The 12,923-nt window shown below is 70.2% G+C and carries 6 protein-coding genes and 2 pseudogenes; 3 read left to right on the forward strand and 5 right to left on the reverse strand.

Going from position 1 to position 12,923, the window contains the following annotated elements:
* Positions 1-188: 188 nt before the first annotated feature.
* Both ACGFT1_RS31395 and ACGFT1_RS31400 read right to left on the reverse strand, forming a co-directional pair.
* Positions 189-4,988, reverse strand: a complete 4,800-nt coding sequence (locus ACGFT1_RS31395) for a hypothetical protein (RefSeq protein ID WP_373912363.1) — start codon at positions 4,986-4,988, stop codon at positions 189-191.
* A gap of 21 nt (positions 4,989-5,009) precedes the next feature.
* Positions 5,010-7,940: a hypothetical protein gene (locus ACGFT1_RS31400; RefSeq protein ID WP_373912364.1), complete on the reverse strand. Its 2,931-nt coding sequence runs from the start codon at positions 7,938-7,940 to the stop codon at positions 5,010-5,012.
* A gap of 165 nt (positions 7,941-8,105) precedes the next feature.
* Here ACGFT1_RS31400 and ACGFT1_RS31405 point away from each other — a divergent pair, with 165 nt between their 5' ends.
* Positions 8,106-8,297 (forward strand): hypothetical protein, encoded by a 192-nt coding sequence (locus ACGFT1_RS31405; protein WP_373912365.1) that lies wholly within the window; start codon positions 8,106-8,108, stop codon positions 8,295-8,297.
* 651 nt (positions 8,298-8,948) lie between these two features.
* Complete coding sequence (locus ACGFT1_RS31410) at positions 8,949-10,214, forward strand: hemopexin repeat-containing protein (RefSeq protein WP_373912366.1); 1,266 nt, start codon at positions 8,949-8,951, stop codon at positions 10,212-10,214.
* A gap of 31 nt (positions 10,215-10,245) precedes the next feature.
* Here ACGFT1_RS31410 and ACGFT1_RS31415 read toward each other — a convergent pair whose 3' ends face one another.
* Positions 10,246-10,455, reverse strand: coding sequence for a hypothetical protein (locus tag ACGFT1_RS31415; RefSeq protein WP_373912367.1), 210 nt, complete (start codon positions 10,453-10,455; stop codon positions 10,246-10,248).
* 199 nt (positions 10,456-10,654) lie between these two features.
* Positions 10,655-11,115: pseudogene (locus ACGFT1_RS31420) on the reverse strand (transposase); the annotation flags it as partial.
* Between ACGFT1_RS31420 and ACGFT1_RS31425 the strand changes: the two are divergent.
* A pseudogene (locus ACGFT1_RS31425) lies at positions 11,110-11,214 on the forward strand (malate dehydrogenase); the annotation flags it as partial. The pseudogenes ACGFT1_RS31420 and ACGFT1_RS31425 sit on opposite strands and share 6 nt — an antisense overlap.
* A gap of 250 nt (positions 11,215-11,464) precedes the next feature.
* Here ACGFT1_RS31425 and ACGFT1_RS31430 read toward each other — a convergent pair.
* Complete coding sequence (locus tag ACGFT1_RS31430; RefSeq protein ID WP_373912368.1) at positions 11,465-12,862, reverse strand: MFS transporter; 1,398 nt, start codon at positions 12,860-12,862, stop codon at positions 11,465-11,467.
* Positions 12,863-12,923 lie beyond the last annotated feature (61 nt).

Here is a 12,923-nt window from a genome sequence, read left to right on the forward strand (position 1 = left end):
AAGTTGCCGTGTCCCACATGCTCGTCCACCCACGCGACGTCGTCCTCGGTCACCGCCCTTGCCACCCCGCTGACCACGGTCTTCGCCCTGACCTTCCTCACCGGACGCTGGGCGGGCTCAGGACGGCCCCGGCTCCTGTCGGCAGGTGCCCCCAGCTCCTCGCCCTCACCAGGCGAGACCACCGCGGGTCAGTCGTGACGGAACCCGCCGAATCCGCCACCGTGGTCACCCGGCCCACCGTGATCGTGGTCACCCGGCCCACCGTGATCGTGACCGTCGCCGCGGTCGTGGTCGTGGTCGCCACCCGGGCCGCCCGGCCTCGGCGGGAGTTCGGCGGTATCGCAGTAGATCACCGGCCCAGGCGTCGTGAGCGACATGGGGACGTCGGGGCGGATGCCCTCGGTTTCGAGGACCAGCACCCGCAGCGGCCCACGCCGTTCGGGCGGTAGCGGGATCTGGCCCGTGTAGAAGGGCGTGTGGGAGGACTCCGCGTCCACCGAGGTGAGTTGGGTGGTGGTGTCGTCGAGGGTCACCCAGCCGAGGTCGTCGTCGTCGACCAGACGGTTGCGGCGTTGCAGCGTGGCGGTGATGCGTGGCGACAGGGAGCCGGTGGGGTCCCAGGAAGGTCCGCTGACGCTGACCGTCAACGGGTCGCCGAGCGTGACCCGCAACTCGCGGTCGGGCAGGGTGCGCACCAGGTCGGCGAGGACGGTCTTGGAGATCTCGGCGCCGGGAACGGATTCCGGCTGGTAGCGGACGAGGGCGAGCCGCACGAAGGGAAGGCACGCGTCCCCGGTGTCCAGATCCAGGTCACAGAACCAGCGGCCGGCCTTGTCCGGGTCGTCGCCGGGCTTCGCAACGGCCTTCTCGAACTGTGGGGCGAAGCCGACGACCAGTACGGGGAGGTCGATCGAGGGGGAATCGAGAGGGAGCGGCTTCGGGGTCGGCTGCACCGCGTTGGTGAACATCTCCGGGGTCGGGGACACAACCGGTGCGGAACGGTGGATGGGGTCGCGACCCATCAGGGTGACCCAGGCATCCCGTACGGACGTGGGGTCGCCTCCCGGCGGTTCGCCGAGAACCACGCCGAGCAGTTCGCCGTCTCCGGAGGAGTACCAGGGGCGGTCCAGGTAGACCCGGATCCCGCGACCGTGCCGACGGTGGACGATGACGCCGGGCGGTCCTTGGACCTCCTCCAGGGTGAGGGTGGGCACGCAGTACTGCAGTCGCGGCGCCGTGGGGCGTTCACTGCTCGGTACGGAGTGTTCCTGCGGCCGCCCCGCCACGGTCAGCACGTTCTTGCCCGGCGCGGCGAACTCCGCCGGGAAGTAGTCGGCGAACTTGCTGCTGGCCATCGGGTGGTAGCGCACCGCCCGGTGTTTGGTGTCGCCGAACTCGTGCTTACCGGGGTGGGGTGGGCCGGGGTGCTTGTTCGGGTCCGCCACCGCATCCGCGGCGTCAGCCTTCGCCTTCTTCTCCGCCGCCTCGGTATTGAAGGTCAGGACGTCGGCCCGGAGGAGGGCGGGTTCGGCGCCCGGGTCGCCCGTCTGGCTCGCCGCCCACGCCGTCAACAGGTCGAAGACCGGGGCGGTCATCTCGCGGGTGTCGCGGCCCTCGCGGCCGGCGTCCCGCACCTCGGTCCACTCGGCTACCAGGTCGACCCGGTCCGTACTGGCCTCGTCCAGTGCGATGGCCCCGGAGAGGTGTTCCGCGGTCGCTCCGAGGGGACGCAGGGCCGTCGGCGGCACTGGCTGCACGAGGCTCAACACCGGTGTTTTCAGGGGTTGTTGCACCGCGTGGACCAATGTCAGTTCCTGCCAGGGGGTGAACATCCAGTGCCGACTGGCGGCGGCCAGTGTCAGCACGTCGTCGGTGCGCCGCGCTGCCGCCGCCCTCCTCGCCGCACCTTCCCCCTCATCCTCCCCCGCGAGCCCCGGTGCCGGTTCCTGCTGCTTCCGGCACCAGCCGGCCACGCCCATGATGTGCTCGTCGAAGTCGATTCTGGAACACACCCGGACGGTCGCCACGGCGCCCTTCGGCAGCGAGACGGTCAGTACCCGGGACGCCTCGTCGAAGCGCGGCGGCGCGGTGCCCTCGGCCAGCCGCAGCCTGAGGGAGCGCGGGCGATGCCAGACGTCGCCGTCCCAGGGGACCGGGAAGGGCTGCCCATCGGGCATGCCCGGCAGGTCCAGGAAGACGGCGCCCGTGGACAACGGATCGGGGAGGTAAGGGAGTTCGACCTGCTGGCCCGTGTGCAGCACGGTGTTCGCCGGATGCTCGGGGTCCGCCGCCGGCGACTTGATCGTCTTCACTTCGACGTCCGGCTGGGACGGGTCGCTCAGCGAGCCGCTCTCCCGAACGGCCAGGTCGTAGACCGCGTTCTGTACGTTCGCGTCCGTGGATCCGATGGCCTCGTCCAGCAGCCCGTGCCACTCGATGCAGCGCAGCGACGCCTTCGGTGCCACCACATGGCGTTCGTCGGTTCCCCGGTAGGGGTCGTGGGCTCCCGACGTGACCGGTGACGACCGGTTGAAGTCCGCGGCGTACTGCTCCGCCGTCATACCGCCTCCGGTGCCGGCCGCAGTACCGGTTCCCGTGCCGGTGCTGGTGCCGTCGCTGCCGCAGTCCACGACGGCGAAGCCGCTCTTGCGGCCGAGTGCGATGAGAGTCGTACAGCCGGGTGTGCCGTCGGCGTCGCTGCCCGTGAAGCCCTGGGCGCGTTGCTCGGCGGCGTAGGCGGCCCTGGTCTGGTCGCCGAAGAATCCGGTCGGGCCGGCCGGGAGGGGATGTCCCTGGTCGATGAGGGCCTGCTGGACGATGCGTACCTCGTCATTGGTCATGCCGGGCTGGACATTGGCCCGGTGGACGGTGACCACCGGCGTCGTCCCCGAAGTGGCCGGCGGCGGGCCGGATCCCGGGCTGCTGCGGATCACCAGCCGGAAGTCCGAGGCGCCTTCCCCGAACGGGAACCTGGCCACCACGGTGGGCGCCAGAACGGGCTCGAACCTCTGGAAGGTCAGCAGCCCCGCGTCGTCGGGGAGCAACAGGGCCTTCCGGTCCTCCAGCCTTTCGGCGGCCGCCCCGTCCCCGTCCGTTCCGTTGTCCGCCAGGTCGACCAGAGCGTCGGCCTCCGACTTGTCGAGCCCGTTGCCCGCCAGGTCGACGGTGCGCATGCGTACCCGGTACTCGTTGCCGAACCGCAGCCTGGGCAGCGTGCCGGCTCGCACATTCGGCGTGATTTCCAACGGCAGTTTCGTCTGCGCCTCGTTGTCGAGTGGCACCGGCTCGTTGGGGTGGCGGTCCTCGTCGAGCGAGCCCGCATCGGTGTCCAGTACCAGGCCCGGCCGGGGCGCGGACAGTGACCAGCCGTCCCAGGTGACCAGTTGCTCGGGCACATAGAGGTGGTCGGGGTGCATCGCCTCAGGGGGCGGTCTCAGCAGGTGGGCCTGGAAGAAGCCCTCGTCGGAGGCCGTGAGCAGGAGCGGGCCGCCGCGCGGCTTCCGGTATTCCACCTCGCGCTCGTGCAGCGAGAACCACTGCCCCCGGGTCTTGTCCCAGATGTCCAGCCGGTGGCCGCGCACCAGGTTCTCGGCGAAGAGTTCGGGGGCGGCCGCTTGGTCGGCCGAGGTGTGGGGGACAGCCCCCGGATTCTGCGGGTCGGGTGTCGCACCTTGCGCCTTCTGCTGCTCGACCACCCGGGTGAACGCCGCGTCGTGCTCGGCTGCCCGGGCGAACTCCTGCCGGAGGCTTTCCATGCGCTCGTGCCGGACCAGCGCGATCCCATGGGTCCGCACCGTGGCGAGCCCGGTGGCGCCCTCGGCGGGCCCGACCATTTTGCCTGCGGCGGCGTCGATGTCGGCCGGTTCGAGAGTGAAGTTCCCCTTCAGTTCCACCAGGCCGCGGGCGGGTGGCGTCAGCGGGCCGTCGGTCGGTACCCCGGCCCGGGGGGCGAAGGCGCGGTGGTCCGGAAGGAAGACGTATCGCGTGCGAGGCGACACGTCGTGCGACGCCTTCTCTCCCAGTCCGGACTTCCAGTGGGGGATGACCTTCAGGAACAGCTGCCCTGACGAGACGGGGAGCAGGTCGGCCGGAAGGCGGAAGTCCAGAACGAGTCCGAGGTGCCGCAGCAGGGTGGGGTGATCGCCGAGCCAGGTGAGCATCTGGTGGAAGTCGGGGTCGTGCTTCGCGGGTCGCGGTGGTGGCGGCGGTTCTTCGCCGGCGAGGGTGGGTGGCCGCGGCGGCATGGCGATCGTGTGGAAGCTGTGCAGGCGCTGGAGCTCCGAAGGCATCGGTGGATCCTCGTCCGCGGTGATGTCGCGGACCGCCGTGGGCACGTCCCCGGGGCCCACGGCGCCGGGACCCGCGGCGCTCCCGGACCCGTCGCTCGGAGCACCGCCATCCGTTGAACCGCTCCCGGTGGAGCTGCCGTTGGTTGCCCCGCCGTCCGTAGGGCCGTCGCTCGGTGGCATCACCAGGTCTCTGGTGGGGGGTGGTGCCTCGGGTGAGGTCATGGCCGCTTCGGCGTATTTGCCCTTGATGAAGGTGCCGACCTCCTTGGTGGAGTAGGTCTGGCAGATCCGGTCCGTATGCCTTTCGAAGGTGTAGGGATCGAGCGGCGTTCCGGCACCGAAGAGGGCCTGCCACAAGTGCACGTCGGGCAGCGGGCCCTGCGGCTTCAGCCCGGTGACGAAGGGCGTCGAGGGTGCGGGCGTGGCGTCGGGTTCCTCGTCCGCCTCGGTGGATGTGGAGGGCTCGACGGTGCCCTCGCCGGCGGCGAAATCAAAAGTGGCGAGTGCGATCTTTTCCGGCCAGCGGAGGAAATCGGGGAAGTGCGGGTCCAGCGTGAGGCGTTTCGTCGGGTCGGGGGGCCCGGGCGGGGCGGGCCCCAGCAGCCGCGGCGCGATGAACACCGACACCTTGACCTGCGTACCGTCGGCCGTCAGCCCGGCGGGGAGAACGGTCCAGCTGATCTGCTGTTCGAAGTCCATGGTGGTCTCCACGCGGCTCGCTCACGCGGCGAACGCCGCGCAGTACTTCGGCCAGTCATGCTCCTTCGAGAAGCACTGCGCGAAGGTCGGGTCGACCGGCGCGCCGGCGAAGGTCCGCTCCAGTTCGAGCGAAACGGACTTGCTGAAGAAGGCGATCCGTACGCTGACCGTGAGGGTGCCCCTGCCACGGACCGTCGACTGCTTGCCCTTCTTCTCGTACGTGAGCTCCAGATAGAATTCGACGGACACTGTGACGATGCCCAGCACCGTCAGGAAGCCGTTGCACCGCAGGTAGCCGGTCAGTTTGACGTCGTCCTTGCCGTCGACCTTGGCGAGCATGAAGCGGATGCCCGCCATGATGGAGACCCCGCCGCTCGCGACCCCGAGGTCCAGCGCCGCGGCGCCGCCGAACTCGATGGCGCCCTCGACCTCCTGCACGCCACTGGCGTCGACCAGCAAGGAGAAGTAGCCGCCTCCGCCGAACAGGGAGACCGTGAGGTTGAAGGGATGCTTCTGCTCGCAGACCGAGAAGCGGAAAGAGACCGGCTTGCCATCGAAGGGGATTGCGAGCTCGGCCGACAGGGAGAGATTGGCCAGGTTGAAGACGCCGAGGGAGAGGGTGGGAAGGGCGAGTGTGTATCCGGCACGAATGCCGGTGGGCTGGACGTCGATGAACGCGCCGGCGCCGAAGACATCAGCGGGCAGGGCGCTGCGGAGGGTGTTGACGAACTCCATGGCACCCCGGAATTTCAGCTCCACACCGGAGGCCGTCACGTCGGGCTTCTGACCCGGGCCGGTCTTGAAGTTCAGCCCCTCGAACTCCACTCGGGCCATGCCCAGGAAGTCCAGCGCGAAGTGGCTCAGGCTGCCCTGCACCGTTGACTTGTCGACGGCGTCCATCGAACGGACGGTCCGGGCGTCCAGGATCAGCGACGCCTTGGACACGTCGATCAGGGCGGCCGGGGGCGGGGCCAACGGCGGCTTCCACACGTACCGCAGTTCCTTGCCCTGTCCGTCGGCCAAGTCGCGCACACGCAGCACGGGCGCGGGCAGCAGACCGTTCGGATCCGTGAGTATGTTCTCGATCTGCTCGTCGCTCAGCTGCCGCAGTGCGCCGAGTTGGTCCTTGACAAGGCCCTTCAGGTAACTACTGAGGTCGATGCCGAGCAGCTGTGCCCCGCCGAAAGCTTTTTTGATGTCCTTCGCATCAATCACCGCTCCGGTGGCGGGGGGCTTGAAGACATCGGGGATGACGCCCGCCTGGCTGGTGATCGTCTTCACCACGGCATTGGGGCTGGAGAGTCCGCCCGCCTGCTCCGCGCCGAAGACGAGCTTGAGCGAGTCCGTCAGATCCAGGTACGCCCCCGCCGGATGCCCGTCCATGCTCTGCCGCAGATACGTGTCGTTGAACTCGACCTTGAGGTCGCCGGCGTTCGGGGTGAACTGCTCCACGGCGGGGACGCGGACCTCAGCGGCCGCAACACAGGGTTGGCCCACTACCGGCGCGCCGTTCGGCCCGAGCCGGAAGGTCAGGGAGCCGACCGCGTGACTGGTGCTGCCGGGAGCACGGTGTGGGGGCTGCGCCATCGCCATCACCTGGCCATGCAGCTCCCGCTTCTGGCGCCGCTCCATCTTGTCGGGCTCGGCCCGTGTGTTTTCCTTCTCCGGATCGTAAAGGTCCTTCAACTGCTGCTGTTCATCCCTCAGTCCGTCGGGAACGAACACCATCGGCATGGTGAAGCTCACCTTGCGGGCCTCTGAATCCGTACCGATCAGGGTGAATTCATGGTCCTTTCCGGATTCTTTGAGACGCACCCAGAAGGCCGCGAGCTCCGGCTCGTCCTGTTCGGGGGGCAGTGGGGGGTCAGGAGCAGGCTTGGGCGGAATGATCAGCGGAGTGACGCGGTCGGTGATGCGCAGCACCTGGAACGGCATCTCGCGTCCCTCGTGCTGGAAGCCGTTGGCTGCTCCGTACGTCATCTCCGGCTGCTTGACGATGATGTGGTCCTCACGCTGTAGGTAGGCGACGATTCCGTCGTCCGGACGCGCGATGAAGAGTCGCTTGTACTCCTGCATGTGCAGGGCCTCATGGCCCGTGGACAAGTGGCCGTGTCGGACGATGCGGACGTACTGGTCGCGCCCCAGCCCTGTGATGTGGTCGTAGGCCACCAGAGCCGGGGCACGCCGATCGACCTCCTCGTAGCGGGCGAGGGCAGGATCCGACAACGGAGTCCAGGCACCGTGCAGATGGGCCGAGGTGCCCATGGGGGTGATGAGGAACTGCTCCGCGCGCAGGGGATCACTGTGGACTTCGAGCGGCCCACCTATTCCTGGCAACGGGATGCGACTGGTGAGGGTCACGAGGTCCTGCAGGACAGGCGCTACGTACGGAGCACCGGGTGGCAGCGTCCCGCCGTTCGTGACCATCGCGAAGGCCCGCAACTTCACGCTGCCGTCAGACGCACCGAGCCCGGCGCCGTCCGATGCAGGGTGCAGCCGGACATGCCACAACGCGGTGCGGCCGTCGACTTGTTGGGGTCGCGGTCCGCCCAACCAGTCCACGGGCTCGTCGTAGCTGATCAACAGCCGGGTGGGGAACTCGATGACGCTTCTGGGGATGCCCTGGAAGACCGTCGTCCCCGGCGTGTCCGGGATTTGTTGGCCATCGGGCACCCTGAGCGGCACCAGGCGCTCCCAGTCGAGCAACCCGTCCAGCGACAGCTCCAGCTCCTTGATGTCGGCCGGCACCGAGAAGGCCAGCCGGGTGGAGCCGGCGGTGACTGCCTGCATGGGAGCAGTGACCTTGCTCAGATCGTCGGGGACCTCTTCCACCACATGCTGCGGCGGCAGACCGACGAGGATGAAGGCGTTCAGTGCGTCGGGGGCTCGCACGAGACGGTGGCGGGTGCCGTCGAAGTGCAGGCCCATCAGTGCGATGTCGACGACAAGCATGTCCGTCGGCCGCACCACCCGGAACGGCCCCTCCGCGACGTCCACCTCGTGCGGCGGCGGGGGTTCCGGGGGCCCACCCCCAGGGTGGGGACCAGGACCGGGGCCGGGATGCGGACCAGGACCAGGGTGCGGACCAGGACCGTGCGGGGGGCCAGGGTGCGGGCCGTGCGGCGGACCGAACCCGCCGCCCGGGCCGCCACCATCCCCACCGAACCTGCCGCCCCCGAAGCCACCCCCGAACCCTCCGCCGTCGCCGCGGTCGCCGCCGTGGTCGTCGTGGTGTTCTCCCTCCTCACCGGGATGGTTGCGCAGCTCCTCCCCCAGCCTGAGGGACACAGGACGGCGGGTACGGAATGACATGAGGAACGCCTCACCCGGGCTCACGTGAAGGTGAAGAAGAAGTCGTGCGTGCGGTGAGGTGCGACGAAGGCACCTTCACCTCTCTTCCACGCTCTCTTCCATGCTCACTCCGGTGGCGGACGCCCGCCACTGGGGAGCGACAGCCGTCGACGCGACGACACCCGGCCCTGACCGCCGTCACCCCTCCTCGACGACCAGGCCGGACAGCTCCGTCGCCGCATCGGCGAGGGCGGCCGGGTACGCGTCCCCGATCAGCGGCGAGGTCTCGCCCGGGACCTCGTCGGCCGCCAGGATGGGGGGGGGGCGACAGGCGCCGTTGAGACCGTAGGGCAGGTGCCGGCTCCCGGACGACCGTGAAGAGCCCGAAGAGGTGCCCCGCGACCGCGGTGGGACCTTCTCGCGAGGTGGCATCGGCTCCGTTGGTGCCCGTGGGGTCCCGGTACCGGCGCACGCCCGACGGCGTCCGGGCCCGCCTGCGGCCTCTCCAACCACGTTGATGCCCCGTCGAGTTGCCGGTGAGCGCGGCCGACGGCGATCGGGTGCGGGCCCGCACCCAGGGGTCTAGCGTGGAAAGGGAGCCGCCGTGCCGCACCTGACCCTGGACGACGTCCCGGCCCCCACCCTGCCCTCTCCCCCAGGCGGATCGCTATGTCCTCCACCGTTCGCATCGCCGGCGCGCTGCCCACGCCGGACACCGACCCGAGCCTGAGCGTCGTCTTCGCCGGCGGCTGGTCGGTGGGTTATGACTGGGCGGCGGACCACGTGGTCACCGCGGGTGCGCCGACCCAGCCGCTCTTCCCCGCGCCGTTCGACCGTGATCTGGACGGCGCGCTGCTCGGCCAACAGGCCTTCAGTGACTTCGAGTACGTCTTCCAGGGCGGCAACTACCAGCGGATCAAGCTGGCCGGGCTGCAGCCGGACGGCGACCCCGCCTCGACGGCGGACAACTGGTTCCTGCCGTCCGACTGGACCACGCTCGACGCCGTCTTCCCCGGCGGTGGCGCGAAGAGCGGCTTCGCCTACTTCTTCCGCGGCCCGGACTACATGCGCTTTGACTGGCCGGCCAACGCCGCCTCGGCCGGCTACCCGAAGCCGATCGGCCCGAACTGGCACACCAGCGGCGACTTCACCCACGACCTGGACGGCGAGATCACCGGCCTGCGGGCCTTCGGCGCCAAGGCGTACTTGTTCCGGACCGTCACCACCATGGTGAACCGGGACGGCCGACGGACCTCGAGCGGTGGCTTGGTCGTGAATGCGCCGGTCTACTGCCGTTACGACTTCAACGGCGAGGTCGTCGACAACACCGTCACCGATCCGGCTGACGTCGTCGGGCAGTGGAACGGCCTCTTTCCGCTGCTCGACGCCGGACCCGCCATCGAGCTCGCGCTGGGCTGGATCGGCGGGGCCGAAACGGCGGCCGCCGCGACACCGCTCGATCCCGCCACCCTGACGGCGTTCGCGCATCACTTCATGACCAGGTCCCCGGACACGACCGTGGTCAACACGGTCCGCGATCGGCTCGGGCAAATCCGCGAACGGCTCACCGCACTTCCGGACCAGTTCAAGTGGACGGCGGACCTGGGGTTCGCGGCAACGACCACGCCGGGCACACTGACCGAGATCGGGAACGAGTTCTCGACCTTCCACGGGCCGAACGGCCGGGCGGCGGCGCTGATCCACGAGGCGAGCCACTTCCGCTTCGACGCCGGCGTCGACGTACCGGAGTGGTCGGGCGAGGTGGTCGCCGGAGTGCAGCAGGGCCCGGCCGTGATCAACGGCGTCACCATGCCCCGCTACAGCACCATCCCGACCGCAGACGCCCTGGTCAACCCGAGTTCGTACGCCGCGTTCGCCCAGGAGACCGCGCTGGGCGAGGACACCCGGTTCGGTGCCGCCCGGCCCCAGCTCTGAACGTGGCGCTCATGGAGCACCGATGCGGCACTCATCCGGCACCCGCCGCCTCACCCGGCGCCGGAGCCGTCTGCATGGCCACCCGGTACTCGCTCGACGACATCACCAGCGCCGTCCGGAAGGCGCGGGAGAACCGGTCCGGCTGGGGGTAGCGCCAGCGGGTCGCGACGGCGTGGATGGCCAGGTGGGACAGGGCGGCTGCGATATCTCGGCCTCGTGTCAGTGACCCACCATGGGACATACCGCGCCGTGACAGTGAGACGTCTTGTCCGTGCCTCAACCATGTCGGTAGCACACAGCCGCCCGCCCCTCCATGACCAGCGAAAAGACGACAAGAAGCAGCCGCCAGCCACTGCCGACCACTCCACTGACACGAACCCGGAACATCGCACCTGACGGCGCGTCGGGGAATGGTGTGACGGGTTCTGGCTCCGTGCTCCGGCTCCGGCGGGTTGGCCGGCGGCGCCGGCGGCCTGATGCCGGATTGCAAAGGGAATGGTCATTTCGGCGCGGTGGTGGGCGGCGGCCATCAGGTGGCGGCGGGGTCGGAAGTGGGGTGAGATGCCGCTGAACCCGGACAGGAATCGCTGTGCCCGCCCACGCTGCGGAAGCCTTTCATCGCGCGTTCACACTGCCGGGTGGGCTGATGACTCTTCTCCGCCCGGGTGTTCAGGTCCTTGTGCGAGCGGTGCTCGACGGAAGGCATGGCCTCGCCGTGGGCCGCGCCGTAGGAACGGAGCTAGTCGGTGACCACCACCTGCGGCACCGAGCGAGTCCTCTTGAGCAGTTAACGGAAGAAGCGCTTGGCGACAGCGGTGTCCCGCCGGTTCCGGACCAGGATGTCGAGCACGTTGCCCTTCTGGTCGACGGCCCGCCACAGGTACTTCCGCTCGCCGTTGACGAGATCGTCCAGGGCCTGGAGATCAACGAGTTCTCCCGCGCCCGGATCGACGCCTCCGTCAAGGAGCGCGAGGCGGTCCTCTCCCTCGACCTCATCTGAGCCACGTCGGCCCGCCGGGGATCACCGGGTACGGCCGACAGCCCGTACCCGGCCGGTGTGTGATCGTCAGCCCGGGGACGCGCTATAGTTGATCACACACTGGCCGCCGGAACTCCCGGAAGCCGACTGTGCGTTGGTGGTCCAAGGAAAGACGCCCCGCTTCCTGCGGGGAGATGCAGGTGCAAGGCCTGCCCGGCGCTCCGACGAACGAGTCCCGTCCCGCATCGCGCGGGGCGGGACTCGTCGCGTTTCAGGCCACCGGCTCCTTCGCGGGAGCCGTGCCGGACGCCACCGGGGCCACGCGGCCCGTGCCGCGGTAGCCGGCCACCACCGCCGCCGTCGCCACCAGCACCACCGTGCCCACCGCACGCAGCGCCGGGCCCATCCCGGACGCGAAGTCGGCGTGGCCCGCGAGCGCGGTGCCGGCGACGGCGACCCCGAGGGCGGCGCCGACCTCCCGGGCCGAGGTGCCGAGGCCGGAGCCGAGCCCGGTCTGGTGGTCCGGCAGGGACACCACCACGCCCAGCGTCAGCGCCGGCATGGCCAGACCCGTGCCGGCCGACAGGACCAGCAGCCAGCATGCGTACAGCGGGTACGGCGTGTGCGCGTCGGCCGTGGAGGCCGCCAGCAGGCCCAGGCCGATCAGAGCGAGACCCGTGCCGACCACCGGACGTGGGTGCGCCGCCCAGCGGGCCGCGAACCGGGGCACCAGGGCCATGCCGACGATCAGCGGCACGATCGCCAGGCCCGTCACGGCCGGCGGGAAGCCCTTCACCTCCTGCAGATACTGGGAGTTGACGAAGAACAGCGCGAACAGGCCGAAGAATCCCGTGGCGAGACCCAGCGTCGCCGTGCGCAGGCCGCGGGAGCGGAACACCCGCGGGTCGAAGAGGGGGGCGGGCGAGCGCAGGGCGTGCAGCGTGAAGGCCGCCAGCAGCAGGGCGCCCGCGGTGAACGCCGTCAGGATGCGCGCCGAGGTCCAGCCGTGGCCCGGGCCCTCGATGATGCCGAACAGCACGGCGACCAGGCCGGCCGTCAGCAGCAGGGTGCCGACCGGGTCCGGGCTGCCCTGCGCGGAGCGGGCGGTGCGCGGGGTCGTCACCGCTACGGCGAGGGCGAGCACGGCCGCCAGCGGCACCATCGCCCAGAACAGGGCCCGCCAGGACAGGAACTGGCCGACCAGGCCGCCACCCAGGTTGCCCGCGAGGCCGCCCACGCCCAGGGCCAGCGTCCAGGACGCCATCGCCTGCGCACGGCGCTCGGGGCCGGCCAGCCGGACCAGGATCGACATCGTCGCCGGGGTGATCAGGGCCGCCCCCGCGCCGGACAGGCCCCGGCCCGCGATCAGCAGGGCCGGGGCGGGGGCGAGCGCGCTGGTCGCGGCGCCCGCGGCGAACAGGGCCAGCCCGGCGAGCAGGGCGCCCTTGCGGCCGTACCGGTCGCCGAGCGCGCCCGCCGGGACGAGCAGGCCGGCGAAGACGATGACGTAGGCGTCGACGGTCCACAGGACCTCGGTGTGCGAGGGGTGCAAGGACGACGAACCCAGTTGCGGGATGAGGAGGTTGATGGCGGCCACCATGCTCTGCGCGACGAGCACGCAGGCGCACAGGGTGAGCAGGGTCGAGCGTTTCAGGGCGTGCGCGGGCACGGCTCCTCCCGGGAGCTGGACGAGGGGTGGGATGCCCTGTCACCGTAGGCGCAGCACTGGT

This window comes from Streptomyces sp. Y20 (genome assembly GCF_043195475.1).
Taxonomy (GTDB): Bacteria; Actinomycetota; Actinomycetes; order Streptomycetales; family Streptomycetaceae; genus Streptomyces.